The 23,902-nt window shown below is 67.5% G+C and carries 24 protein-coding genes; 12 read left to right on the forward strand and 12 right to left on the reverse strand.

Annotated features, from left to right (window positions below; translation table 11 throughout):
• Window positions 1–32 precede the first annotated feature (32 nt).
• On the forward strand, window positions 33–356 hold the full coding sequence (locus J2W78_RS19395) for a YbaB/EbfC family nucleoid-associated protein (protein WP_012253408.1): 324 nt from the start codon (window positions 33–35) through the stop codon (window positions 354–356).
• A 652-nt stretch (window positions 357–1,008) separates the two neighbouring features.
• Here J2W78_RS19395 and J2W78_RS19400 read toward each other — a convergent pair.
• Entirely contained in the window at window positions 1,009–3,411 is a 2,403-nt protein-coding gene (locus J2W78_RS19400) for a GumC family protein (protein WP_253373189.1), read from the reverse strand.
• A gap of 221 nt (window positions 3,412–3,632) precedes the next feature.
• Here J2W78_RS19400 and J2W78_RS19405 point away from each other — a divergent pair, with 221 nt between their 5' ends.
• The 3 genes from J2W78_RS19405 (at window position 3,633) to J2W78_RS19415 (ending at window position 7,313) form a co-directional block, all read left to right on the forward strand.
• Window positions 3,633–4,211 (forward strand): polysaccharide biosynthesis/export family protein, encoded by a 579-nt coding sequence (locus J2W78_RS19405; protein WP_253373191.1) that lies wholly within the window; start codon window positions 3,633–3,635, stop codon window positions 4,209–4,211.
• Window positions 4,212–4,383: 172 nt separating this feature from the next.
• The gene (locus J2W78_RS19410) at window positions 4,384–5,643 is read left to right on the forward strand and encodes a glycosyltransferase family 4 protein (RefSeq protein ID WP_253373193.1); all 1,260 of its coding nucleotides are present in this window, start codon (window positions 4,384–4,386) and stop codon (window positions 5,641–5,643) included.
• A gap of 131 nt (window positions 5,644–5,774) precedes the next feature.
• Entirely contained in the window at window positions 5,775–7,313 is a 1,539-nt protein-coding gene (locus J2W78_RS19415) for an undecaprenyl-phosphate glucose phosphotransferase (protein WP_253373195.1), read from the forward strand.
• Between the two features lie 118 nt (window positions 7,314–7,431).
• On the opposite strand, the gene J2W78_RS19420 is transcribed toward J2W78_RS19415, so the two are convergent.
• From J2W78_RS19420 to J2W78_RS19465, 10 genes are all read right to left on the reverse strand, one after another.
• Window positions 7,432–7,791, reverse strand: a complete 360-nt coding sequence (locus J2W78_RS19420; RefSeq protein ID WP_253373197.1) for a hypothetical protein — start codon at window positions 7,789–7,791, stop codon at window positions 7,432–7,434.
• Between the two features lie 203 nt (window positions 7,792–7,994).
• Window positions 7,995–8,396, reverse strand: a complete 402-nt coding sequence (locus J2W78_RS19425) for an EF-hand domain-containing protein (protein WP_253373199.1) — start codon at window positions 8,394–8,396, stop codon at window positions 7,995–7,997.
• A gap of 313 nt (window positions 8,397–8,709) precedes the next feature.
• Window positions 8,710–11,229 (reverse strand): TonB-dependent receptor, encoded by a 2,520-nt coding sequence (locus J2W78_RS19430; RefSeq protein WP_367399390.1) that lies wholly within the window; start codon window positions 11,227–11,229, stop codon window positions 8,710–8,712.
• Window positions 11,230–11,664: 435 nt separating this feature from the next.
• A complete protein-coding gene (locus J2W78_RS19435) occupies window positions 11,665–12,294 on the reverse strand; it encodes a hypothetical protein (RefSeq protein ID WP_253373203.1) in 630 nt (209 codons plus the stop codon).
• Window positions 12,295–12,304: 10 nt separating this feature from the next.
• Entirely contained in the window at window positions 12,305–13,198 is an 894-nt protein-coding gene (locus J2W78_RS19440; RefSeq protein ID WP_253373205.1) for an ABC transporter permease, read from the reverse strand.
• Window positions 13,195–13,944, reverse strand: coding sequence for an ABC transporter ATP-binding protein (locus J2W78_RS19445; RefSeq protein ID WP_253373207.1), 750 nt, complete (start codon window positions 13,942–13,944; stop codon window positions 13,195–13,197). Before J2W78_RS19445 ends, J2W78_RS19440 begins: the two co-directional genes overlap by 4 nt.
• The gene (locus tag J2W78_RS19450; RefSeq protein WP_253373208.1) at window positions 13,941–14,219 is read right to left on the reverse strand and encodes a hypothetical protein; all 279 of its coding nucleotides are present in this window, start codon (window positions 14,217–14,219) and stop codon (window positions 13,941–13,943) included. The genes J2W78_RS19445 and J2W78_RS19450 overlap by 4 nt, the downstream gene beginning before the upstream one ends.
• Before the next feature lie 13 nt (window positions 14,220–14,232).
• Complete coding sequence (locus tag J2W78_RS19455) at window positions 14,233–14,667, reverse strand: hypothetical protein (RefSeq protein WP_253373210.1); 435 nt, start codon at window positions 14,665–14,667, stop codon at window positions 14,233–14,235.
• A 38-nt stretch (window positions 14,668–14,705) separates the two neighbouring features.
• Window positions 14,706–15,692 (reverse strand): YVTN family beta-propeller repeat protein, encoded by a 987-nt coding sequence (locus J2W78_RS19460; RefSeq protein WP_253373212.1) that lies wholly within the window; start codon window positions 15,690–15,692, stop codon window positions 14,706–14,708.
• Between the two features lie 178 nt (window positions 15,693–15,870).
• On the reverse strand, window positions 15,871–17,139 hold the full coding sequence (locus J2W78_RS19465; protein WP_253373214.1) for an ABC transporter substrate-binding protein: 1,269 nt from the start codon (window positions 17,137–17,139) through the stop codon (window positions 15,871–15,873).
• 232 nt (window positions 17,140–17,371) lie between these two features.
• Here J2W78_RS19465 and J2W78_RS19470 point away from each other — a divergent pair, with 232 nt between their 5' ends.
• The 8 genes from J2W78_RS19470 (at window position 17,372) to J2W78_RS19505 (ending at window position 23,691) form a co-directional block, all read left to right on the forward strand.
• Window positions 17,372–17,893, forward strand: a complete 522-nt coding sequence (locus J2W78_RS19470; protein ID WP_253373216.1) for a DUF3280 domain-containing protein — start codon at window positions 17,372–17,374, stop codon at window positions 17,891–17,893.
• A gap of 45 nt (window positions 17,894–17,938) precedes the next feature.
• Complete coding sequence (locus tag J2W78_RS19475; protein WP_253373218.1) at window positions 17,939–18,649, forward strand: (5-formylfuran-3-yl)methyl phosphate synthase; 711 nt, start codon at window positions 17,939–17,941, stop codon at window positions 18,647–18,649.
• Between the two features lie 5 nt (window positions 18,650–18,654).
• Window positions 18,655–19,269: an amino acid kinase family protein gene (locus J2W78_RS19480; RefSeq protein ID WP_253373220.1), complete on the forward strand. Its 615-nt coding sequence runs from the start codon at window positions 18,655–18,657 to the stop codon at window positions 19,267–19,269.
• Window positions 19,266–20,840 (forward strand): DUF6513 domain-containing protein, encoded by a 1,575-nt coding sequence (locus J2W78_RS19485; protein ID WP_253373222.1) that lies wholly within the window; start codon window positions 19,266–19,268, stop codon window positions 20,838–20,840. The genes J2W78_RS19480 and J2W78_RS19485 overlap by 4 nt, the downstream gene beginning before the upstream one ends.
• A gap of 58 nt (window positions 20,841–20,898) precedes the next feature.
• Window positions 20,899–21,495: a DUF447 domain-containing protein gene (locus tag J2W78_RS19490; protein WP_253373224.1), complete on the forward strand. Its 597-nt coding sequence runs from the start codon at window positions 20,899–20,901 to the stop codon at window positions 21,493–21,495.
• A gap of 20 nt (window positions 21,496–21,515) precedes the next feature.
• Window positions 21,516–22,070, forward strand: coding sequence for an SRPBCC family protein (locus J2W78_RS19495; RefSeq protein ID WP_253373226.1), 555 nt, complete (start codon window positions 21,516–21,518; stop codon window positions 22,068–22,070).
• Window positions 22,071–22,136: 66 nt separating this feature from the next.
• The gene (locus tag J2W78_RS19500) at window positions 22,137–22,667 is read left to right on the forward strand and encodes an SRPBCC family protein (protein ID WP_253373228.1); all 531 of its coding nucleotides are present in this window, start codon (window positions 22,137–22,139) and stop codon (window positions 22,665–22,667) included.
• Between the two features lie 7 nt (window positions 22,668–22,674).
• Window positions 22,675–23,691: a YncE family protein gene (locus J2W78_RS19505; protein ID WP_253373230.1), complete on the forward strand. Its 1,017-nt coding sequence runs from the start codon at window positions 22,675–22,677 to the stop codon at window positions 23,689–23,691.
• 2 nt (window positions 23,692–23,693) lie between these two features.
• Here the strand turns inward: J2W78_RS19505 and J2W78_RS19510 are convergent, their stop codons facing one another.
• On the reverse strand, window positions 23,694–23,894 hold the full coding sequence (locus tag J2W78_RS19510; RefSeq protein ID WP_253373232.1) for a hypothetical protein: 201 nt from the start codon (window positions 23,892–23,894) through the stop codon (window positions 23,694–23,696).
• Window positions 23,895–23,902: the final 8 nt, after the last annotated feature.

Raw genomic sequence — 23,902 nt, forward strand, 5'->3', positions numbered from 1 at the left:
CCTTTCTCGACCGGAACCGGAGCGAACCCACCATGCGCGACCTCATGGGCATCATGAAGCAGGCCCAGGCCATGCAGGAGAAGATGGCCTCGGTTCAGTCCGAACTCGAAGCGGTCGAGGTGTCGGGCGCGTCCGGCGGCGGCGCCGTGACGGTGCGGATGACGGCCAAGGGTCAGGTGCTCGGTGTTTCCATCGATCCAAGCCTGATGGTCGCCGACGAACGCGAAATCCTGGAAGACCTGATCGTCGCCGCCTGCAACGACGCCCGCGGCAAGGCCGAGGCGACGGCGCAGGAGAAGATGGCGGAGCTGACCAAGGGCCTGCCGCTCCCGCCCGGCATGAAGCTGCCATTCTAGAACATCGTCCCGAAAGGTGGTTGCCGGCTTTCGGAAAAAGACGATGCAAAAACAAAAGCTAGCGCATCGTCCTGGATCCGATATCCAGGGCGATGCGCTAGCTTTGGTTCGGCAGGATCGGCGCGGGCTATCCCGTCGGCCGGAAAGGTGTCGGCCGGACGAGTGAGGCGACTTGCCACATACGTCAGCGAGGGTGAGACCCGACGCCCTCGCGCGGGAGCCGCTCGCGAAATCAGAGTGACGTATCAAGGGCTTGGCATCGCTGGGCCATGGCGCATCCAGGGTGCCTTGAGTCCGACAGCTGAACGTTCCCCGAACGCGGCGGCACAACTCCAAATTTTGTTAAGGCAGCAATTTCATCGGAGCGGCAAGGTGAGTGGGCCGGGTCGAACGCGGCCCCCCCTTAGCGAGGCTCGGCGGTTCCGCCGGTCCCTCCGATCTGGGCCGGCGGAACCACCGCCCTGATTCGGGGAGATACCGTGCGGATCCTGTTCCCGGTTTCCCTGACCGCCGCGTGCGTTGCCCTCGCGGCCATTGTTGGCACCCCAACCTCTCGGCCCTGCTTGTTGCCGCCGCGATGACCGCAACGGAAGAAGAGCAGGGAACGGGTTGCTGAAGCGGCGCCTTGCCGCTTCGGAGGTCTGCCGGCGCGTCAGGCCGAAAGCCGCAGAGGCGTCGCTTCCAGGCTCGGAGTGCGTTCCGCATCCTCGCCGTGGCGGGCGACCACCACCCGGCCCACGCCGGTTTCCTTGGCGAGACGATAGAGTGAGACCAGAACCGGGTCGTCGGACGCCGCATCCGAGGCGATCACGATCGAGTCCATGCAGGGGCCGACCGCCGGAATGAGTTCGGCGCCGTCCTCGGCATTCCGCGCATCGAGGCGGCAGAGCACCCAATCGTAACTCTGCGACAGGGCGTTGAGCCCGATGGCGAGGCCTTGCGGCTCCTCCGACAGCACGTCGAGAGGCGCTGCGCCGCGCTTCACCGCGTGGAGACGCGAACCCCGCACCGGCTGGATCACGTCGAGGAAATCGGCCGCACCGGCCACCAGATCGGTCAGGCCCGGCTCGGACGGTCCGGAGACCGCGCCGTTCACATCGACCAGTAGCGTCTGGCGGCGCGGACCGAGCACCCGGGCGAGATTGGAGGCGAGACCGGGCGTGCCGTCGGCACGCGGGGTTTCGACCACGAGCACGCAGCCCCCCTTGGATGGCCCGGTCAACTGCCCCTTGCCGTGCGGCTTGCCGGTTCCGTTCTCCAGCCGGGCGATCAGACCATCGAGATCGGCATAGGAGGCGGAGGATTTCGTGGGGACGCCGAGCCCTTCCTTGCTCGCTCTTGCCGCATCCCCTGGCGCAGCCGCCTCGGCTCCGATCGGCGCCGTGCTGGCGAAGACCGGGTGATGCACCGTCGCGGTCGCCCTCAGGGAATTGGCAAAGGCGAGGGCCGGCGCGAAGCGTTCCGCCGCAGAGGCCGGATAGGCCCCGCCATAGACCGGCTCATAGGCAGGACGGCGCGACGCGGGCGGCTCCGGCTCCGGGTAGAAGTCGCGCGGACGATCGGTCCGTGCGTCTTGAACGAGGGGCTCCCCCTCATCCCCGGTACGGTCTCCGCCCGGCTCGGACGGCGTGACGAGGAGATGGCGGCCGATGACGCCCGCGCTCGCGAGCAGGAAGGCGAGCATCGTAGCGAAGGCGACGATCGGCAGCTTCTTCGGGAAGGAGGGCAGATCGGGCACGATCGCACGGGACACCACGCGGGCATTGGCCGGGCTGGCATTCTCGGCGTCGCGCGCGGCCGCCTCGCGGTAGCGGGCGAGATAGGATTCGAGCTGCTCGCGCTGGGATTTCGCCTCGCGCTCGAGAGCACGCAGCTCCACCTCGCTGGTGTTGCCCTTGGCGACCACGTCCTGCTGGCCGTCGACCGCCGCGCGCAAGGACTCGACCCGGGCGCCCGCGATCTTGGCGTCGTTTTCGAGGGTGCGCACCACTCGCTCGGCTGCGGCCTTGATCTGATTCTCGAGATCTTGGACCTGGGCCGTCAGCTCCTTGATGCGCGGGTGGGCCGGCAGCAGCGTGCGCGATTCGAGGGCGAGTTGCGCACGCATCGCCATGCGGCTCTCGACCGTGCGCCGAATCAGCTCGTTGTTGGCGACATCGGGGATCTCGAAGGCGCGGCCCTCCTTGATCATGTCCTTGAGGAGCTTGGCGCGGGCGGTCAGGTCCGCCTGGATCGTGCGCGCCTGCGAGAGCTGGCTCGACAATTCGGAGAGCTGCTGGGACGAGAGCGGCTGAGCCGCCGCGCTGCTGCCCGTGCCGATCAGGCCGTGCTTGGCGCGGAACGCCTCGACCTTCGCCTCCGCTTCGGCCACGCGGGCGCGCAGGTTGGCGATGTTGTTGCCGAGCCAGGTCGAGGCGTAACGGGCGGTATCGACGGAGGCGGCTTCCAGCGAGGCGAGGTAGAGGTCCGCCACGGTGTTGGCGCCGCGCGCGGCGAGTTCGGGATCGCGCGAGCGGAACTCGACGGCGAGGATGCGTGACTTTCCGACCGGATAGACCAGCAGGTGGTCGAGATAGCTTTCGAGAATGCGATCCTCGGAAGGACGCTCCATCGGCGCCGAGACGAGGCCCAGCATCATCAGCGTGCGCCGGATCGCCGAGCTGCTCTCGGCTTCCGGATCGAATTCGGGGTTTCCGACGAGCTTCAGGCTGCGAATCGCTTCACGGGCGATGTCGCGCGACATCGCCACCTGCACTTGGCTGGCGACGGCCTGCTCGTCGATCGGCTGGATCTGGTCCGTCCGCTCGGCGGCGGTACGGGCGAAAGCGGGATCGCGGCTTTCCAGCAGAACCTTGGCTTCTCCGGTGTAGCGCGGGGTCACCACCTGCACGAAGACGCCCGCCCCGAGCGCGGCGACCAGCGTCGGCACGGCAATCCAGGCCCAGGAGCGGCGCAGGACGCCGCCAATCTGCGCAACCGCCAATCCATCGCCGGGCCCACCGGGCCCGCCGGGCGGCGGAAGAGACGGATCGGTCGACAGCCTGAGGCGCGGCATGGGCAGTCTTTACGAAGGCGGGACGCGGATCGGGGCGATCGATCCACCTTCGACCAATAGAGGTCGTTAAGGTTGACTTCTCGTTAAGAGCTGCGGCCGGCCCTCATCGACATTCGAGACGCCGCGCCGGAGGCCGGACATGTTTCCGCCCGGCATCGCGGCTGGATCAGCATTCGTTAACCATACGCCGTTAAGTAACGCTGAGGTTCTTCACAACGGCGATGGCGATGCAGCGGCGCGCATTCCTCTTGGCCCTTCCGTCCGTCCTCGCGCTCGGCGGCTGTCTGCGTCCGGATTTCCGGACGGTCGATCTCGATGCCACCGGCACCGGCTCCATCGGCACGCGCTACTCGCTGGCGGCAGGCGACAAGCTTCGCGTCATCGTGTTCGGGCAGGACAACCTGTCCAACATCTACGCGGTCGATGGCGGTGGGCGGATCGCGATGCCGCTGATCGGCGTGGTTCAGGTGGGCGGGCAGACGACGGCGCAGGCCGCCCGGCTGATCGAAGCGAAGCTCGCGGCCGGCTTCGTGCGCGAGCCGCACGTGACGGTCGAGGTCGATGCCTACCGGCCCTTCTACATCCTCGGCGAGGTGACGACCTCGGGGCAGTACCCTTACGTCAACGGCATGACCGTCGAGACGGCGGTGGCGATCGCCGCAGGCTTCGGCCCCCGCGCGGCGCGCGACTACGCGGTGTTGACCCGCGAGGGCCAGGGCGGGCTCATCAACGGCATCGTCCCAATGTCTTACCCGGTGCGGCCGGGCGACACGATCGTCGTCAAGGAGCGGTTTTTCTGAGCCGGCTCACTGCGGCATTCACCAACGCCTAACCGTGATCCACGAAAGCCGGGCGTGAGAGACCTCCGCGTGCCATTCTCGCTTGCCCCTTAACCGGGCGCTGACCGCGCCATGACGATCTTCCGCCGGACCGGGCCCCGCATTGGGGCCGCCCGCGCGGAGACCGACTGCCGTGGCCTCTCCCTTCGCCGCTCCTCTGACCGCCGCCGTGACGCCACACGGGCCGATAGGTCACCTGGGCGCGGACCTATCGTCCCGCGTCGGGACCGGTGAGCGGCACCGCATCCTCCACGTGTTCCGGGCCCCGGTCGGCGGTCTGTTTCGCCACGTCATCGACCTCACCCGCCTCCAGGCGGAGGCGGGCCACGCCGTCGGCCTCGTCTGCGACGCCTCGACCGGCGGTGAGCGCGCGGAACGGACCCTGGCGGATCTGGCCCCTTCTCTCGCACTCGGCGTCACGCGTGTCCCGATGCGCCGGAATCCGCATGCGAGCGACCTTCAGGTGTTGCGCACGGTGAGAGCGCAGGCTCTCGCGGTGGGGGCCGACGTGTTGCACGGCCATGGCGCGAAAGGCGGCGTGTTCGCCCGCCTCGCCCCACTCGGCACAGGCGGACGCGGGGTGATCCGCGCCTACACCCCGCATGGCGGCAGCTACAACTATCGTCCGGGAACGGCTCTGCACCGGGTCTACATGGCCGCCGAGCAGGTGATGGCGCGGGCGACCGACCTATTCCTGTTCGAAAGCGAATACGTCGCCTCGCGTCATGCCACCTTTGCCGGAGGCGCGCCGCGCCTCGAGCGCATCGTCCACAACGGCATCGCGGAAGCTGAGTTCGCCCCCGTGGAGACGGCGGATGACCCGTTCGACCTCGTCTATGTCGGTGAACTGCGAGAGGCCAAGGGATTGCCGGTGCTGTTGCGGGCCCTCGCACGGCTGCGGGGACGAGGTCGCGACCTCCGGCTTTTGATGGTGGGGTCAGGCCCTGATACCGAAAGCATCGCCGCGATGGCCGAGAATCTCGGTCTGCGCCATGCCATTGCGTTCGAGCCGCCTCAGGCGATCCGGCCGGTGCTCGGACGCGGCCGGGTCATGGTGGTGCCGTCCTTGGCGGAATCCTTGCCCTACGTCGTGCTGGAGGCTGCGGCGGCCGGCCAGCCTCTCGTCGCGACCAATGTCGGCGGCATTCCGGAAATCTTCGGGGCCTTCTCGTCCGATCTGGTTCCACCCGGCGATTGCGAGGCCCTGAGCGCCGCCATCCTCCGTATCCTCGATGAGGAGCCTGCACGCCGGCAGGGCCGCGCCCGGGCGCTCAGCAATTCGCTGCGCACCCGCTTCTCGATGAACCGCATGGCGACCGACGTGCTGTGCGGCTACGCCGCTGCCTTCAATGCGAAACGCATACGAAAGATGTCTGGCGTCGTGACGGCTTGAGGGCGGGCGGCGATGCGTTCGATGTCCCCGTTTTTCACAGCCCGGCCCGCCCGCACATTAGGCTTTCGTGAAGATCGATCCGGCACACTCGATGGCCGGAGAGGCTCGATGTTTTCACGTGGAACATTCCTATGAGCGCCATCGACGTTCGGGATCTGCTTAAGGTCGCGAAGGAAAACGGCTCGCTGACATCCGTGCCGGCGCCGCTCCCGCTCCACGGCGAGAATCCAGGGGCTGCGCCCTCCGCGTCCGCATTGAAGGGGACTTGGCTGTCGCCGGTCGTGCTGGCCGGTTGCGTGCGGCTTGCCGAATTCTTCGGTCTGATCCTGCTCGGCTTGGTTCTGCATCAGGCCTTGCTGAGAGGCGTCGTGCCGCTCGCGCCGCGCTACCACGCTGCCATTCTAGCGGTGACCCTGGCGGCACTCGGACTGTTCCAAGCCTCGGGCAGTTACCGGATCAGCGCATTCCGCGATCTACCAAGAACAGCCGTGAAGCTTGCCACCGGCTGGTCCATCGCGTTCCTGATGGTGGCCGCGGCCATGGTGCTCGGCAAGGTCGCGGACCATTACTCCCGGTTCTGGCTGCTCAGCTACTACATGGCCGGCCTCGCTATCTTGCTCGGCGGACGCGCGGCGCTCTCGGCCTTCGTGCGGATGCAGGTGGCCAAGGGGCGCTTCGACCGTCGTACCGCGATCGTCGGCGGCGGACCGGCGGCGGTGGAACTGATCCACGCCCTGGAAGCGAGCGGCGACAACGGGATCCGCATCATCGGGATCTTCGATGACCGCGGCGATGACCGGTCCAGCACCCACGTCGCCGGCTATCCCAAGCTCGGCAATGTCAGCGACCTCGTTACTTACGCCCGCCACACCCCCGTCGATCTCGTGGTGTTCACCCTGCCGATCTCGGCCGAGACACGCATCCTGCAGATGCTCGCCAAGCTCTCGGTTCTGCCGGTCGATATCCGACTGTCGGCTCACGCTACCAAGCTGCGTCTGCGCCCGCGCGCCTATTCCTATCTCGGCGGGGTCCCGCTGCTTGACGTGTTCGACAAGCCGCTGGCTGATTGGGACGTTATCCTGAAGGGGATGTTCGACCGCCTCGTCGGCCTGATGCTGCTGCTGGCGCTCTCGCCGGCGATGATCGCGGTTGCGGTCGCGGTGAAGCTGACATCGCCAGGGCCGGTGCTGTTCCGACAGAAGCGCTACGGCTTCAACAACGAGCTGATCGAGATCTTCAAGTTCCGCTCGATGTATGTCGATCTGTGCGATGCAGGCGCATCGCAACTCGTCACCAAGACGGATGCCCGCGTGACACCCGTGGGCCGCTTCATCCGCAAGACGTCGCTGGACGAGCTGCCGCAGCTCTTCAACGTGATCCGCGGTGATCTCTCGCTGGTCGGACCGCGCCCGCATGCCGTCCAGGCCAAGGCGGCAAACACCCTCTACGATCAGGTGGTGGACGGCTACTTCGCTCGCCACAAGGTGAAGCCCGGCATCACCGGCTGGGCGCAGATCAATGGCTGGCGCGGCGAGACCGATACCAGCGAGAAGCTCCAGCGCCGTGTGGAGCACGACCTGCATTACATCGAGAATTGGTCGATCCTGTTCGACCTCAAGATCCTGCTCACCACGCCGCTCGCGCTCTTCAAGACCGAAAACGCGTATTGAGGATCCTTGAGATCACGAACGGGACGAGGCCCAGGACCGCCAGAGCGCAGTCCTGGGCCTCTTTTTTCTGGGCCTCACCGTTTTCAAGGAATGATCCGGCTCGGGCCCGTATGCCGAACTACGGCAGCGCGCCGGCCTTCTCCTTCACCTGTGTCATCGTATCCTGGCAGGCGGTCTCCTGACCGGCCTTGTCCTGCTCCTTGGCCTTGGCAAGCAGCGTGCGTGCCTCTTCCACACCCGCCTTCGTCGACTTGGTCGACGGATCGGAAGGAGCGCCGGCCGGCGGCTTGTCGAGGGCCTTGGGCGAATTCGACGAGGTGGCGCCGCCCGGTGGCTCCTTGCCGGTCACCATCTCCGCGCCACTGCTGTTGAGCCGCCGCTCCACGGTGGAAATGTCGTCCTTGCAGGTGACGGCCAGGGCAGGGCCCGCGGCAATGAGGACAGCGAGGGCGACGGGCAGCGTAAGGGCAATGCGCATGGGGTTGGGGCTCCTCCGGATCGGCTTTTCGCGAGCCGGTCCCGTGACCGCCCGCTTCGGCCGGAACAGCCCTCGAAGGCCCCTTGGAGTTCCGCTCTGCGACGCTTCGCCCACGGCTCTCGGAAGGGTCGCTGGAGATGAAAAAGGGTGCGGATCTCGCGATCCGCACCCTCGTTTTCGTCCAGAACGAAGCGTCCGGAGATTTAGCGGATCAGGTTGACCAGGGCCGAGCCGGCCGGGCTCGCCAGTTCCTTGGCGTCGATGGTGCCGTCGTTGTCCGGATCGGCGGCCTTGAACTGAGCCTCGACGGCGGCGAGGTATTCCTTCTTGTCGAGGGTCCCGTCGTTGTCCGGATCGAGCTTCTTGAGATCGGCCTCGCTGACGCGGCCCTTCAGCTCCTTGGCATCGAGCGTGCCGTCCTTATCCGGATCGAGCTTGTCGAAGGCGGCGGAGCCGGCGGCCAGGGCCTCCTTGAGATCGACGGTGCCGTCCTTGTCCGGATCGAAGGCAGCGATGTCGACCTTCGTCGTCGTCGTCGGAGCCGCATAGGCCGGGGCCGCGACGAGCGCAGCAAGAAGAACGGCAGAGGAGAGGCGCAACGCCATCGGGGGTAAACTCCTGATCGAAGTGGCCCGGCAATCGGGCCAACGGCAAAATCGCGGAGACGCTGACGCCCGCCACGCCTCAGGCAAACCAGCCTAGGCAAAGCGGCCGATCGGCCTCGCTTGGATTGCGTAACTTGCCCGGGATGAAATGGCAATAGCCGGAGTGCCGTTGGCAGGTCGCACTCGGCGAACCCCTGAGGCTCGTCCTGAACATGGAAACGGCGCGGTTCCGGAGAACCGCGCCGCTTTGCATCGATCGAGAACTGTCCCGGACCGGAGATGGTCCGAGAGCCTGTTCGGTTGGGAGACCCGCTCAGCCCTTACGAACCAGGGGCAGCGGCTCCACCACCGGGACCGGAGGCGGCGGCTCGAACAGGATGCGCAGGCCGCCGAAGGCCGCCACCGGCGCGCCGGGCGCGAGGCTGCGGTTCGAGGTGGCGTTGGGCACCCGTACGATCGGAACCTCGTCCACCGGCGAGAAGGTGCCGAAGGTGGCGTAATTGGCGTTGAAGGCGTTCTCGACGTAGCCGTAGATCTCGATGTTCGACGCCACGCGGTAGCTGGTGTTGAAGCCGAACACCGCGAAGTCGCCGGTGGTCTTGTTCTGGTTGGTCGGGTCGCCGACAAGGAACTTGCCCGTGGCGAAGCGGGCGAGCGCGCCGACACGCCATTCCGGCGTCACCTGATACTGCACGCCGACCTTGAGCTGGTGCGGCGCGACGCCGGGCAGGCGGTTGCCCGGACGCACGAGCACGACGCCGCTCTCGTCGCCGCCCGCGCTGTTGAACGGGTTGCCGGGGGCTGCGAGTTCGACCGGCGACTCGAAGGTCGCATCGACGAAGGCGTAGTCGATGAAGGCGTTCCAGCGCGGCGCGTTGTAGAACAGGCTCGCTTCGACGCCCTGCCGCTTGGTCGAGCCGACGTTGCGGAAGAAGGCGCGGCCGATCGTGTCGGGGGCCGGCACGAACAGGATGTCGTCGTCGTTGCGGGTCGAGAAGAAGCCGGCCTTGTACGAGAGGATGCCGCCGAAGAGATCGTCGGGCTGCGGGATGCGGCCGCGGATACCGGCTTCGACCGTGCGCGCCACGACCTGCTTCAGCGGCGGGTCGCCGACGAAGAAGTTGGTGAGCGAGCAGGGCGCCTGCGGATCGGCGCAGGAGAGCTCGGCCGGGGTCGGGGCGCGGTTGGCTTCCGTGTAGCCGCCATAGGCGACGAGGTAATCGGGGATGACCTTGTAGGTCGCGCCGATGCCGGGATTGAAGCGCTGGTAGTAGTGGTCGCCGTTCAGCGCCGTGCCGATCTGGTCGCGCAGGATGATCTTGGCCATGTTGAACCGGCCCTGCAGCGTCAGGGTCAGCCGGTCTGTCAGATCGGTGTTGTTCGAGAAGTAGATGCCGCCGTAATCGTTCGAGGTATGAACGGAGACGGGGGTGATGATGCCGTCGTCGCTGGAGACGACGATGCCGGGGGGCGAGAAGCCGCGGTCGAGCGTGAGGCCACCGATGGAATTGTCGGCCCCGAAGCGGGTGCGACCACCGTCATACTGGCCGCCGAGCACGAAGCGGTTGGGCAGGCCGAACAGCGTCTCGCGCACCACGGTTTGGACCGTGGCACCGAAATTGTCGGTGTCGGTGCGGGTCTGGTTGAGGAAGGCGTAGGGTCCGCCCTCGTCGAAGCGGTCGGCGAAGGTCGGGTTGATCCCGCCGAAGTTGAAGGTGCGCAGCCGGTTGACCGCCACCGGGTTGCCGGTGCGGTCACGCAGGAAAAACTGGTTGTCGTCCGCGCCCTCGGAGCAGACGAAACGCTCGTCGACCTCGCAGTTCTCCACGTCGGCGGCGTCGCCGTTGGCGGTGCGCTGGCGGAACAGGCCGTAATAGGCGTTGCCCTGCACGGTGATGGTCGGCGTGACGTCGTAGGTGCCGGAGAGCTGGAAGCGCAGGAAGTCGTTCTTGGTCTGGTCGGGATAGGTGAAGACGTCGCTGCGGTCGGCCTTCAACAGCTCGACCGGGGCGGTGCCGTTGCCGGTCAGGCTGTTGCTGGCGCCGATGACGTTGAAGTGGAACTCGCTCCGCTCCCCCTGCACGCCGAGGTCGGCGTAGATCTGGTTGAGGCGCGACGGCGAGTGGCGCCGCCAGCCATCCTCGCCGAGCTTGGTGCCAGCGACGTAGAGGCCGATGTTGTCGATGCGCTGGCCGTGCTGGAACGCCACCGCGCCGCGGCCGAACGAGCCGCCGAGCACGTTGATCTCGCTGCCCTGGTAGGTGAAGCCGTTCTTCAGCGTCACGGCAAGCGAGCCGCCGAGCGCGTTGAGGCCGAAGGCCGGGTTCGATCCCTCGAGCTCGATCCGATCGACGGCGATGTCGGGGATCAGATCCCACTGCACCGTGTCACCGAACGAGGTGTTGAAACGGGCGCCGTTCAGGTAGACGGCCACGCCCTGCGGTGAGCCGCCGAGCGGCGAGGCCTCGAAGCCGCGGTAGGTGATCGTCGGCTGGAAGGGGTTGCCCTGGGCGTTGTTGACGCTGATCGAGCCGACGCGCTCGTCGAGTGCCCGAACCGTGCTCGGGAAGCCGACGCGCGAGACGTCGCCCGAAGTCAGCACGCTCGTGTTCTGCGGCAGCTTGTTGCGATCGATGCCGTCGAGCACCGTCACCTCGCGCAGACCCGAGGGGGTCTGTGTGGCCACGACCCGGCGCGAGGCCGCGACCGGCGTATTCGAGACGACGCTGATCTCTTCGAGCGTGACGGCCTGCCCGCCGCCCGCGCCTTGCGCCATCACATGTCCCGGAAGCAGCGCAACCGATGCGATGAGGCTGCCTCGCAGCACCCGCATTGTCATTCCCCCAGCCCTTGTCATTCGTGCTTGCGGCCCATTCGAGCGGGACCGTTGCCGGATGTTGCTGAAGCTAGGGGGTCACGACAATCGCTGCCGAGCTTCTACGGGATCAATTATGATGGGACGCTCAAGCTTCCGCCGACGCGTGGTGTTGCGGCAACATATTTCTGACGTTCCACCAAAGACTTATGGATAAAAAGGCAGACATATCCGGGATCATTCGGCAATCCTCGACCGGCATTCGTCAGCCCATCCGGCCAAGATTCTGCCGAGGCTCTTTCTGCTCGAGAATCGGCTTGCCCCACATCAAACGAATTCGCTGCGAACAAGAAGGCCGATGACGAAGCGTGGCCCGACGCCATGCCGCCCAGCTGCAAGCTGCATCGCGCCCGGCATCAAAGGGCCTGGCCGTCGATTGGCAAGGGAAGCAGGTCAGAGATGCGCCTGGATGCGACGGGCAATCTCGCCCAGGCGCTGCTCCAGAATCGTCGGCACCTCGCAGACATAGGAGACCGACTGGTTCCGCTCGTCGAAGATGCGACGATCCCAGTTGAACCGGCTTTCCAAGTCCGCGACATCCTTGGAGGCGACCTTGGTGGAATCGGATTCCGGGCTGTCCTTGAGCTCGCTCACCTTGTCCGCCTCGTCGCGGATGCGTTCGGCGAGACGGCGCTGGCCCTGGGCGTAGCGGCTGATCCCGTTCATCACCGTGCTGCGCTCGCCGTTGATGATCTCGAACACCCCGGCAAAGACGCGGGTGAGGCGCTTGCCCTTCTCTGCGGGATCGGCCTTCTGCGCGAATTCATCGAGCAGGGTATCGACCTCGCGCAATTCGGTGCGGCGGGAGGCGAGCTTGCGGGCGAGTTGGGCTGCCTCGCGGTCGCTGCCCCATTCACCCGCCTCGGCGAGGTCCGGCCCGGTCCAGAACGAGCCGTAGCCCAAAGTCGTCACCTTACGCTGCGCGCAGGGCCAATCCGGATCGGCCTTGGGCTGCGCGAGCGCCGGAGCCATCGCGAGGATCAGAGCGAGGCAAAGCGGGGCACGAACGGAACGAGGGATCATGGGAGGTCTCTCAGGCGGCTTCGCCGGCCGGTCCGCCGCGCCGGGCCATGATGCCGCGGCCCGGATCGTAGGCGATCGCGGCGAGGGTGAAGAACAGGAGGCCGGTGCCGACCACGACGGCGCAGGCGACCGGCTCGAAGCGCCCGTAGAGGGCGAAACGCACCAATTCGACCGCGTGGGTGAACGGGTTGGCCTGGCAGATCAGATAGAGCCACTCGCTCGATGCCCTAACCTGCCAAAGCGGATATAGGGCAGAAGAGGCAAAGAACATCGGGAAGATCACGAAATTCATGACGCTCGCGAAGTTCTCGAGTTGCCGCACCAGCGACGACAGGAACAAGCCGATCGCCCCGAGCATCAGGCCGGAAGCCAGGAAGGCCGGGAGGGCGGCGAGGTAGCCGACCGGCGGGATGCCGGTCTCCCAGAACCATGCGATGGCGAGGAACGCGTAGGCCTGGACGATGGAGACGCTGACGCCCGCGATCAGCTTGGCCAGCAGCAGCGACCAGCGCGGATAGGGCGAGGTGAGCAGCACCTTCATCGAGCCGACCTCGCGGTCGTAGACCATCGAGAGTGAGGACTGCATGCCGTTGAACAGCTGGATCATCACTGCCAGCCCCGGCACCACGTAGGCCTCGTAGAGAACGTAGGTCTCGTAGGGCGGCACGATCGAGGTTCCGAGCGTGTTGCGGAAGCCCGCCGCGAAGATGAACAGCCAGACGAGCGGGCGCACCATCGCCGAAAAGAAGCGCTCCTTCTGGTGGAAGAAGCGCAGCAATTCGCGGCGCACGATGCCGCCGAGCGCGATGAGGTAGCCGACCGCATCGAGCCGGCCCGCATGGGGCACGGTCTTCGCGCCGTCCTCGGCACGGGCTGCGACGGCGGGGTTCGGGGGAGACCTCATGCGGCGGACTTCACGGCTCTCTTGTCGGGTTCGGCCACGAGGCGGCGGAAGGCGGCCTCCAGCGTCTCGCCGGGAGCGCCGATCTCGCCGGCGCGGCCCCGGGCGACGATGCGGCCCTTATGAAGAACGACCGCATCATCTTCGGACGAAATCTCCTCGAAGATGTGGGTCGCCCACAGCACGGACAGTCCCTCCTCGCGTACCAGGGCGCGGACGATGGCGACGATGTCGGCGCGCGATTCGAGGTCGAGCCCGACCGTCGGCTCATCGAGGAGCAGCAGGCGCGGCGCGTGGATCAGCGAGCGGGCGATCTCGATGCGCCGCGACTGGCCGCCGGAGAGGGTCCGGATCTTGTCGTCACGCCGCTCGGCCAATCCGACGCGCGCGAGCAAGGTCTCGATGCGCGAGCGTGCCGCCGCCCGGCCGATGCCGTGCAGGCTGGCATGGTAGTGCAAGTTCTGCGCGACGGTGAGATCGGTATCCAGGGTGCGCGCCTGGAACACCACGCCGAGGCCGGCGAGCGCCCGCGACGGCTCGCGTTCGAGGGGATGGCCGAGGATCGAGACCCGGCCCTCCTGATTGTTGTAGAGCCGGGTGATCACCGAGAAGAGCGTGGTCTTGCCCGCGCCGTTGGGCCCGAGCAGCGCCATGAAGTGCCCGCGCTCGACCGTGATCGAGACATCGGAAAGCGCGGCGCGCTGGCCGAAGCGGTGGCTGACGCCGGCGACCTCGAGAGCCGCGCTCATTTCGGCAGCGCACGCTTGGCGTCGTCGAGCGCCTCCAGGCACTCGTCGAACTCGCCCTCGCCCTGCTCGCGCTCGGCGATCTTCAGGGCGCGGGTGAGTTTCTGCGGAGCCGCACCGGGCGCCAGCTTTTCGGCCTGCACCTTTACCGCGGCAATGCCCTCGGCGCAGGCAGCCTTGTCGTCGGCGAGCGCGGGGGCGGCGAGGAGGAGAACGGCAAGGGCGGCGCCGCCGCGGAAGACTCTCGGTGCAGCGAGGGAGGAGCGTGTGCGCATCATGAGATGTCCCCTCTCACTTCACCGTAATCGTGCCGGCCATGCCCTTCTCCTCAAGCCCCTGCGCGTACCACTTGTAGGCACCGGGCTTGATGGCGACGAATTCGATGGCGATCTCGCCGGGATCGTCGAACTCGAGATGATCCGGCGGGCCGCCGCCGTGGATCTCCTTGTGCTCGATCACGATCTGGTTGAACCAGATGTAGCGGAAGAACTCGGGCGCGTAGAATTTGTACTCCTGCCGCCCCTTGGCGACGATGCGCAGGCGGTAGGCCTTGCCGGCTTCCAGCTCGATATCCTTGTTCTCGACCACGAAGTCGTTGCCCTCCTCGTTTCCAAGCACGAGGTCGGGCAGGTTCTGCCGCTTCTTGGTGAGGTCGAGGGCGCCGGCCGGGCTCGCGGCCAGCATCAGGGCCGCGGCGGCGAGGCCGAGGCGCGTAGTCCATCTCATGTCGCTTCCTCCCACCGCCGTTAGCCGGCGAACCGAACTTATTTCTTCGAGATCGCCACGCCCCAGGGCAGCAACCCGACCGGGATGCTTTTCACCACCTTCAGACCCTCGACGTCGATCACCGAGACGTCGTTGGAGGTACCGTTGGTCGTGTAGAGCTGCTTCTCGTCGGGCGTGAAGGCGAGCTGCCACACGCGCTGGCCCACGGGCAGGTACTTCTGGACCTCGTAGGTCTTTGCATCGACCACCGCGACGCGGTTGGCCGGCCCGAGCGCGACGAAGGCGCGGGTGCCGTCCTTGGTCAGGCGCACGCCGACGGGCTGGATCTGCTCGTCGGTGACGCTCGGAATCTTGAAGGTAATCTTCTTGATGACCTTGCGGGTGGCGACATCGATCACCGAGACCGTGCCGCCGACCTCCGCCGAGACCCAGAGGAACTTCCCGTCCGTCGAGAACTCGGCGAAGCGCGGCCGGGCATCGACCAGCACGTTGTCGATCACCTCGAAGGTCTTGGTGTCGATGAAGTGGGCCATGTTGGTAGTCTCGGAGGTGTTCACGAGAAGCTTGCCGTCCGGCGACAGGCCCATCCCCTCCGGCTCGACGCCCACAGGGACCTCGGCCAGCACCTTGTTCTTCTCGATGTCGAGGATGGTGACTTGGCTATCGTCCTCGTTGGCGACGTAGAGCGGGTTGCCGCTCTGATCGAGGATGAACTGCTCCGGGTCGGGCCCCGAGCGCAGGGAGCGCACCACCTTGCCGGTGGCCGTGTCGAGCACGTCGATGCGGTCGTCGTCGCTGGCGCAGACGAACAGCTCCTTGTCGTCCTTGGAGAGCGTCACGCCGCGCGGGCGCCGCCCGACCTTCCAGGTCCCCGTCACCGCCAGGGTCTCGGTATCGATGACCGAGACGGTGTTGGCCTTCTCGTTGGTGACGTAGGCGGTAAAGGCCTGCGCGCTTCCCGCGCTCCCGAGCGATACGCCCGCGAGCAGCGCGCATCCCAGTCCTGCCCTCAAGCGCGTGACCATCGGCGTTCTCCCTGTCGTTTCCGGCGCGTCGTCTCGCGCGCCTGCGTCCACATCGGCCCGAGCGACATGGCCCCCGCGGCCCCATCGCTCAAACAAGAAACAGGTGACCGGCCGAACCTCACCGGGCGGTGGATTGCCGCATCGCCCTCCGACACGCCGGGATCGCTTCCGCCAGCGGTCACGGCAGTTTGCAAGCGGTCTCCGGCATGTCGGCCCCCAGCGTATCGAGCGGCGTGCGCTGGTGGATGAAGCCCTGTTCAGGCGCCACCGAGACCATCGATTTCGGCTGCACCACGATGACCGGCTGACGGAGCTGGTGGTCCCAGGGCCTGTAGGTCAGCGACACGCCCTTGTAGGCGGGCAGCGAAAATTCGGGCTTCACGAGATGGGCCGCGAGCGTGGCCGGATCGGTGCCCCGCGTCTGCGTCGCCGCCTCGCCGACCGTGCGCACGGCTGCCCAGACCTGATAATCGAGCGGCTGCATCAGGCGGCTCGCCAGCCGCCGGAAACGGTTCTGCGCCTGGGCCGCGCCCCAGGTCTCCAGGGTCGGGTGCCACGTGGTCGCGATCAGCCCCTGCGTGCCGGCCACGGGGCGCGGATCGACGGTGCGGAACGGGACGTAATCGCCCCAGTCGCCCTCCTCGTCTGCGACCACCGCGAGGTCGTAGTCGAGCCCGCGGGTGAACACCATCGCCTCGGCCCGGGTCGGCGTGTCGCCGCGGGCCTTCGCCAGGGGCCCGAAGGTCCAGGGCTTCTCCGCGGTGATCTTGAGGCCGAACTTGCGGGCGGAGTTCCGCATCGCATCCGCATAGGCCTTGTCGCGCTCGGTCGGGCCGACGATCAGAAAGATCTTCCGCCAGCGCATCAGCGTCAGGTACTGCGCCAGCGCATCCGTCTGCATGGCGCGGCTCGGCAGCACGTGAAACAGGTTGGCGCGGCAATCGGCCCCGCGCAGGCGGTCGTCCGGCGCGCCGGCATTGAGGATGACCGCGCCCGTCTCCTTCAGCGCATCGGCCACCGCCAGCACCTCGGCGGCGGGCAGGGCCAGCACGAAGAACCGCACGCCCTTGGCCGAAAGCGCCTTGGCCGCCTCCACCGGATCGCGCTCGCCGTCGAGGGCGACCTCATCCAGCGCGAAGGTCTGCTTGGTGAAACGCCCGGTGGTGTTGTTGTCCTTCACCGCCATGCGTGCGCCGGCCACGCCGAGGTCTTCAGGATCGGCCTCGGCATCGTAGGATGAGGGCGCCGGCACCGGACGATAGAGGACGGCGATATGGGTCTCGGAGCCGGGGACCGGCGCGGGCGTCTCGGCAGCGGGGGACCCCGGCGGCAGCTCGCCGGTGGCCGCCTTCGGCTCCTGGGCGCGGGCATGGATGGAAGCGGCCAGGAATGCGGCCGGGCCGATCGCGAGACCGGCGGCGAGGAGGAGCGGAACGGACAAACGCATTACCCGGTACGCTAGCAACATCTTGCCACCGGCCTCAACGAGAGAAGCATAAGATTTTCATAAGATTATGCGATCGGTGTTTCCGGCCGCCGCTGCCCTCATTCGGCTCCTCACCGTTGCCGGACATGCCGGTACGCTCCAGGGACGGCCGCCCCGACAGTTGCCAAATCCTCCGGGAAACCGAGTTAAAGACAGTCCGCGCGGCCCCGCGCCCGTCCGAGGCTCTGACCCCATGCGACTTCGCGCCCTCCTGCCCGCCCTCGCTCTCCTGTCCACGCTGAGCGGTACAGCCCTGGCCGAGGATGCGGCGCGCAAGGCCGCGATCTTCCCGGCGGAGGTGAACGACCCGACGCTGGCCTATGGCCGCAAGCCGCTTCCAGCCGACCAGAAGCGGCTCGACCTCGTCACCGACGTGCTGCGCAAACAACTCGCCGAGAAGGGCGGCCTCGAGAGCGTCGATCTAGCCCCCCAGGCGGAAGAGATCCGCAAGGAGAGCCCGCTCTACAAGTGCAACGGCTGCGCCTCTCCGATCGCCAAGGCGCTGGGCGCGGAACTCGCCGTGACCGCCTTCGCCGACAAGGGCGCCAACCAGTTGTTCAGCCTCGTCGTCACCATCGCCGAGGCCGAGACCGGCAAGGTCGTGCGCCAGGGCCAGGTCGTGATAAGAGCCAACACCGACGACGACTGGTCCCACGCCACGCGCTGGATCGTGAAGAACCGCCTCCTGGCCGAGCCGCTGCCCGGCCGTTCCTGAAGCGGGGCTTGTGTGGGCGTGCAAGGCTGAGCAAGAACGTTTCCCGTGTCCGACATCGTATCGATTTCTTCCGCGCGTCCCCGCCTGCTCGTCAGCGTCCGTGGGCCCGACGAGGCGCTGACGGCGCTCCGGGCCGGGGCGGACCTCATCGACGCCAAGGACCCCGAGCGCGGGGCGCTCGGCGCTCTGCCGCCCGAGACCGTGCGCGCCATCGTCGCGGATGTCGGCGGGCGGGCGGTCACCAGCGCCGTGGCCGGCGACGGCACCGGATGCGAAATCGCCGCGGCCATCGCGACCATGGCCGCAACCGGCGTGGATTTCATCAAGATCGCTGTCGGTGCCGCGGACGATGCGGCTTTGGCCGAGGCCGCCGCGCGGGCGCCGGGCCGAGTCATCGGCGTGCTCTTCGCCGAGGATGACGTGGCCGAGGATTGGCCGGCGCGCCTCGCCGCAGCGGGCTTTGTCGGAGCGATGATCGACACCCGCGGTAAGAGCGGCACCACGCTTCGCACTCTCATGGCCGCGCCGCAGCTCGCGGACTTCGTCGCCGGATGCCGCGCGCACGGCCTGATGAGCGGGCTTGCCGGCTCGCTCGGCCTCGGCGACATCCCGGCGCTCGCGCGGCTCGACCCCGATTATCTCGGTTTCCGCGGCGGCCTGTGCCGCGCCGGCGACCGGCGGCAGGCGCTCGACGGCGCGCGGGTGGCGCAGGCTGTGACCGCGATGCGGGACGGCCCAAGGGCCGACGCGGCGTAAGGCATATGACAAGCGTCCCCCCCGCCCCTCCCCGCTTCACGGGGACAATCGACGGCGCCGTGGTCAAGATCGGCGGCAGCCTCGTCGCCGACCGCGCGCGGCTTTGCGCCATCCTCGCCGAATGCGTAGAGGAACCGCCGGTCGCGATCGTGCCCGGTGGCGGCCCCTTTGCCGACGCGGTGCGCTCGACCCAAGCGGCGCTCGGCTTCGACGACACCCTCGCCCACTGCCTCGCCCTCGACGCCATGGGCCGCATGGCCGAAGTGTTCTGCGCCCTCGAACGGCGCCTGACCATCGCCGCGAGCCCCGAGACCGTTGCCGATGCCCTCGCGAAGGGCCGCTCCGTGATCTGGGATCCGGTCGCGCTCAAAGCGGGTCATGCCGAGATCGCCGAAAGCTGGGATGTCACCTCCGACAGCCTCGCCCTGTGGCTGGCAGGCAGGCTCGGCGTCGATCGCTGCATGCTTGTAAAGTCGGCAAAACTTCCCGTTCAGACCGACCTCGCGGCTCTGGCGCGCGTCGGCTTCGTCGATGCCGCGTTCCCGCGTTTTGCCGCCGCCTATCGCGGTGCGATCGTGATCCGGGACCCCGAGGATTTCCGCCAAAGGCACGCCGCATGAGCGCGCCCGAACATCTCGTCTTCATCACCGGCAAGCTGGCGCATGCCCGCCTCGAAAAGGTCGCGGCCACGCTGCCGGCCGAGCGGTTCACCTGGAGCATCGCCGATGCCGGGGTGAAGGTCGCCGCGCTGATGACGGAAGAGATCATCAAGCGCCGGGTGCAGATGCCGGCGGGCGCGACCCGGATCGTCCTGCCCGGCCGCTGCCGGGCCAACCCGGAGGCGCTCAGCGCCCATTTCGGCCTGCCGGTCGAGCGGGGGCCGGACGAGATCGTTGATTTGCCGGCTTATCTTGGCCTGATTGGGCGCAAGGTCGATCTCTCGCGCCACGACCTGCGCATCTTCTCCGAGATCGTCGATGCTTCGAAGATGACGCCCGACCAGATCCTGGCCAAGGGTCTCGACCTCGCCCGTCGCGGCGCCGACGTGATTGATCTCGGGGGACTGCCCGACACCGCGTTCCCCCATCTCGAAGACAGCGTGCGGGCCCTCAAGGGGGCCGGGCTGAAGGTCAGCGTCGATTCCTTCTCGCTGGACGAGTTGACCCGCGGGGCGCGGGCCGGGGCCGACTATCTTCTCAGCCTCAATGAGGAGACGCTGGACCTCGCCTTCGAGACCGACGCAGTGCCGGTCCTCGTGCCGATGCGGCCCGACGACCTGCCCTCCCTCGACCGCGCCATCGAGCGGATGGAGCGGGCCGGCCGGCCCTTCATGGCCGACCCGATCCTGGAGCCGATCCATTTCGGCTTCGTCGATTCGATCTGCCGCTACCGCGAGATCCGGGCGCGCTGGCCGAACATCGAGATGATGATGGGCACCGGCAACCTCACCGAACTCACCGAGGCCGACAGTCTCGGCGTCACGGCGCTCCTCGTCGGCATGTGCTCGGAACTCAGCCTGCGCAACGTGCTGATCGTGCAGGTCTCGAACCACACCCGCCGCACGGTGGAGGAGCACGACGCCGCCCGCCGGGTGATGTACGCGGCCAAAGAGGACGCCGCCCTTCCCAAGGGCTACGGCCGCGAATTGCTCGCACTGCACGACAAGCGCCCCTTCGTGCAGACCCCCGATGAGATTGCGGCTCTCGCCGCGGAGGTGCGCGATCCCAATTACCGCATCGCCGTCGCCGAGGACGGCATCCACGTCTACAACCGCGACCGTCACACCACCGGCACCGACGCGATGGCCTTCTTCCCCGAACTGAGTGTGGAGAGCGACGGCGCCCACGCCTTTTATCTCGGCGGAGAGCTGACCAAGGCCGAGACCGCGTTTCGGCTGGGCAAGCGCTACGTGCAGGACGAACCCCTCGATTGGGGCTGCGCCGCCGACCGCACCCAGGACGACACCACCGCCTTCAAGGCGGCCGGTCCGACGAAATCCGCTCATACCAAGCATAGCGGCCCCGAGGCGCCCGCCGCCGAGCGCGCGACGCAAGCCGATCCGGAGCGTGACGCCGCGCCGCCGCGAACCGAGACCGGAAGCGGCACGGCAACGGACCGCGACCCGCTCAGCGAGCCGAAGGGCAGCCGCATCGTCTGCGGCCGGCTGGTGCCCGACGAGGACCGGAACTAGTCATTTCTGCATCGGCTTCTTCGGACAAGCCGGTGGCCACCTTTCGGACCGATGCTTGATGCCGCTGATCCTTGAGACCGTCGTCACCACCCTGTCGGCGGAAGGCGCGATGCATCTCGTGCCGTTCGGGCTGATCCGCGAGGGCGAGGATTTCGTGCTCGCCCCGTTCCGGCCCTCTCCCACGATCGACAACCTCGCGGAGCGCCCGTACTTCACGGCCTCGGCGCCCAGCGACGTGCGGGTGATCGCGGGTATCGTCACCGGGCGGCGCGATTGGCCGGTGGTCGATTGCGATCACATTCCCGGCAAGCGCCTCGCCGAATGCTTCGGCCATGCCGAGTTTGAGGTGGCGGCGATCGAGGACGACCCGCAGCGCCCGCGCTACCGCGGGCGGATGGTGCACGCGGTGAGCCACATGCCGTTCATCGGCTACAACCGGGCGCAAGCCGTGGTGATCGAGGCGGCGATCCTGTCCACGCGGCTCCACATGCTGGAGCCGGAAAAGATCCTGACGGAGATGGCCTATCATGCCATAGCCATTGCCAAGACCGCCGGGCCCGCCGAGCGCGAGGCCTGGGATTGGATCGAGGACAAGGTCGCGGGAGCCCTCGGGCGCATCGGCCGCGTCCTCGACGGGACGAGCCGCCCCCTGTGAGGCGCCGACAGACTCAAGCGATGCTCAAGGAGACCTCCGGTTTGAAGCGGATCGCCCTTCTCGCCGCTGCGGCGCTCGCCGTCACCACCGTCGGGACGCAGGCCCAGCACGCGCCGACGCGGCGCAAGGTCGTCGAAAGCGTCACCATCGACGCCTCGCCCGACAAGGTCTGGGCGGTGGTCGGCAACCCCGCCGATGCGGGCTGGATCGAGAACGTGGCCCGCGGCGAACGGCAGGGCAACGCCGACAAGCCGGTCTTCCGGCTGACGCTGAAGAACGGCCACGTCATCGTCGAGGAAAGCCGAAAGCTCGATCCCGAGCGCAAGAGCTTCGGCTACTACATCCTTGAAAACGAGGTCGCCGACCTGCCGGCCAAGGATTACTCGGCCACGATCACGGTACAGCCCGAGGGCGCGCAGGCGCGGGTCGAGTGGCGGGCCGCGTTCTACCGCGGCCATCCGAACAACGACCCGCCGCCCGAACTCAACGACGAGAATTCGGAGAAGCGCGTGCGGGCCTGGATTCACGCCAGCCTTGAGAACCTCAAGGCCCGGCTTGAGAAGAGCGGCTCCTGACACAAGTCGCTCGAATGAGGGATGAGGCTGCCATGCTCGGCAGCTTCGATGGGAGGAGAAAAACGTATGAAGTTCAGGACGCTCGCCGCCGTGGCGGCGCTGGCCACGGTCACCTTCGCCGCGCAGGCCCACGGCCCGACCCGGCAGAAGGTTTCGGAGTCGATCGAGATCAATGCCCCCGCCGACAAGGTCTGGGCCATCCTCGGCAACTTCCAGGACGGAAGCTGGATTCCGGCGGTCGAGAAGACCGAGGGTAAGGGCGGCAATGAGGTCAAGGCGACCCGGACGCTGACCCTCAAGGGCGGCGCGACGGTCGAGGAAGAGCTCGCCAAGTACGACGCCGAGAAGAAGACCTTCATGTACCGGATCACCAAGGTCGACGTGAAGACCCTGCCGGTGAACGACTACTCCTCGACGGTCGAGGTCGAAGGCGACGGCGCCAAGACCAAGCTGACGTGGCGCGGCGCGTTCTACCGCGGCTACATGAACAACGATCCGCCGCCCGAGCTGAACGACGAGGCCGCCAAGAAGGCCGTCTCCGGCCTCTACAAGGAAAGCCTGGAGAACGTGAAGGCCAAGGCCGAGAAGGGTTCGTAAGGGCTCGATGATGCGGCAGGCCGGCGTGCTTCGATTGATTCGGCGGGCGCGCCGGCCGTCCCCCCCTCCCCTCCGCAACGGGGGGAAGGTTTGGGCCCTGGGCCTCGTCTGCCTGGCTGCGCTGTCCACGCCCGCCCTGGCGCAGGAAGCCCTTGTCACGGCGCAGCTCGGCAACGCCGTCGAGATCATCGACCTCGCGTCCCGAAAAATCCTGCAATCGATCCCCGTGCCGGGGGCACCCGCCGGCATCGCCCTCTCACCGGACCGGAAGACGGCCTACGTCACCCGCCCCGAGGGGCATGGCGTCTCGGTGATCGACCTCGATGCGCGCCGGGTGACCGCGAGCCTTGATCTGCCCGGCGGCCCGCTCGGCATCGGCGTCAACCCGAAATCCGGCGAGGTCTACGTCGCCGACTGGTACGGTGCGCGCGTGTTCGTGCTGCGCCCGGAGGCGGACGGCCTGACGCTGGAAGGCGAGATCGCCACCGGAAAATCCCCCTCCGGCATCGCCGTGACGCCGGATGGCGCCACGCTGCTGGTGGCCAACCGCGAATCCGACTCGGTTTCGATCGTCGACGTGGCAAGCCGCCGGGAGACGCGGCGCGTGTCCGTGGGCCAGCACCCGTTCGGCCTGACCCTCTCGACGGACGGTCGCTACGCCTACACTGCCAACGTGGTCTCGAACGACGTCTCGGCCGTCGATGTCGGGGCCGGCCGCGAGACCGGCCGGGTCGCCACCGGTCAGCGGCCCTACGTGATCGCGTTCGCCGCCGGCAAAGGGTTCGTGACCGACCAGTATTCCAACACCGTGACGGTGTTCGACCCCGCCACCTTGAAGACACTCGCCGCGATCGATGTCGGCGATCACCCCGAAGGCATCGCCGCCACCCGCGACGGAAAGACGATCGTCGTCGCCAACTGGGGCGACAACGCCCTGAGCCTGATCGACCCGTCGAGCCTTCAGGTCACCGGCACGATCGGGACCGGGGACGGGCCGCGCGCCTTCGGGGATTTCCTGAGGTAGCGTCAGGCCGCCGCGGGCGGCTCGCCGGAGCCCGTCTCGGTAGGCGAGTTGAGGACGTCCTCCAGCTCATCCACGAGACGGTCAATCTGGTCCTCGCTCGCCAGCACCCGCGTGGTCCGGCCGTCCTCGGTGACGAAAGCCAGCTCGATCGCCTCGCCGGTGCGGGTGGCCAGGATGCGGGCGAGCTTGTTTCCTGCAGTCATGCGCCTCT

The organism is Methylorubrum extorquens, assembly GCF_024169925.1.
GTDB lineage: Bacteria > Pseudomonadota > Alphaproteobacteria > Rhizobiales > Beijerinckiaceae > Methylobacterium > Methylobacterium extorquens_A.

Bases quoted from the DNA above. Each gene is read 5' to 3' on its own strand.
- J2W78_RS19395 (WP_012253408.1), top strand. From the start codon at position 33: ATGCGCGACCTCATGGGCATCATGAAGCAGGCCCAGGCCATGCAGGAG.
- J2W78_RS19400 (WP_253373189.1), bottom strand. From the start codon at position 3,411: ATGCCGCGCCTCAGGCTGTCGACCGATCCGTCTCTTCCGCCGCCCGGC.
- J2W78_RS19405 (WP_253373191.1), top strand. From the start codon at position 3,633: ATGGCGATGCAGCGGCGCGCATTCCTCTTGGCCCTTCCGTCCGTCCTC.
- J2W78_RS19415 (WP_253373195.1), top strand. From the start codon at position 5,775: ATGAGCGCCATCGACGTTCGGGATCTGCTTAAGGTCGCGAAGGAAAAC.
- J2W78_RS19420 (WP_253373197.1), bottom strand. From the start codon at position 7,791: ATGCGCATTGCCCTTACGCTGCCCGTCGCCCTCGCTGTCCTCATTGCC.
- J2W78_RS19425 (WP_253373199.1), bottom strand. From the start codon at position 8,396: ATGGCGTTGCGCCTCTCCTCTGCCGTTCTTCTTGCTGCGCTCGTCGCG.
- J2W78_RS19430 (WP_367399390.1), bottom strand. From the start codon at position 11,229: ATGCGGGTGCTGCGAGGCAGCCTCATCGCATCGGTTGCGCTGCTTCCG.
- J2W78_RS19435 (WP_253373203.1), bottom strand. From the start codon at position 12,294: ATGATCCCTCGTTCCGTTCGTGCCCCGCTTTGCCTCGCTCTGATCCTC.
- J2W78_RS19440 (WP_253373205.1), bottom strand. From the start codon at position 13,198: ATGAGGTCTCCCCCGAACCCCGCCGTCGCAGCCCGTGCCGAGGACGGC.
- J2W78_RS19445 (WP_253373207.1), bottom strand. From the start codon at position 13,944: ATGAGCGCGGCTCTCGAGGTCGCCGGCGTCAGCCACCGCTTCGGCCAG.
- J2W78_RS19450 (WP_253373208.1), bottom strand. From the start codon at position 14,219: ATGATGCGCACACGCTCCTCCCTCGCTGCACCGAGAGTCTTCCGCGGC.
- J2W78_RS19455 (WP_253373210.1), bottom strand. From the start codon at position 14,667: ATGAGATGGACTACGCGCCTCGGCCTCGCCGCCGCGGCCCTGATGCTG.
- J2W78_RS19460 (WP_253373212.1), bottom strand. From the start codon at position 15,692: ATGGTCACGCGCTTGAGGGCAGGACTGGGATGCGCGCTGCTCGCGGGC.
- J2W78_RS19465 (WP_253373214.1), bottom strand. From the start codon at position 17,139: ATGCGTTTGTCCGTTCCGCTCCTCCTCGCCGCCGGTCTCGCGATCGGC.
- J2W78_RS19470 (WP_253373216.1), top strand. From the start codon at position 17,372: ATGCGACTTCGCGCCCTCCTGCCCGCCCTCGCTCTCCTGTCCACGCTG.
- J2W78_RS19480 (WP_253373220.1), top strand. From the start codon at position 18,655: ATGACAAGCGTCCCCCCCGCCCCTCCCCGCTTCACGGGGACAATCGAC.
- J2W78_RS19485 (WP_253373222.1), top strand. From the start codon at position 19,266: ATGAGCGCGCCCGAACATCTCGTCTTCATCACCGGCAAGCTGGCGCAT.
- J2W78_RS19490 (WP_253373224.1), top strand. From the start codon at position 20,899: ATGCCGCTGATCCTTGAGACCGTCGTCACCACCCTGTCGGCGGAAGGC.
- J2W78_RS19495 (WP_253373226.1), top strand. From the start codon at position 21,516: ATGCTCAAGGAGACCTCCGGTTTGAAGCGGATCGCCCTTCTCGCCGCT.
- J2W78_RS19500 (WP_253373228.1), top strand. From the start codon at position 22,137: ATGAAGTTCAGGACGCTCGCCGCCGTGGCGGCGCTGGCCACGGTCACC.
- J2W78_RS19505 (WP_253373230.1), top strand. From the start codon at position 22,675: ATGATGCGGCAGGCCGGCGTGCTTCGATTGATTCGGCGGGCGCGCCGG.
- J2W78_RS19510 (WP_253373232.1), bottom strand. From the start codon at position 23,894: ATGACTGCAGGAAACAAGCTCGCCCGCATCCTGGCCACCCGCACCGGC.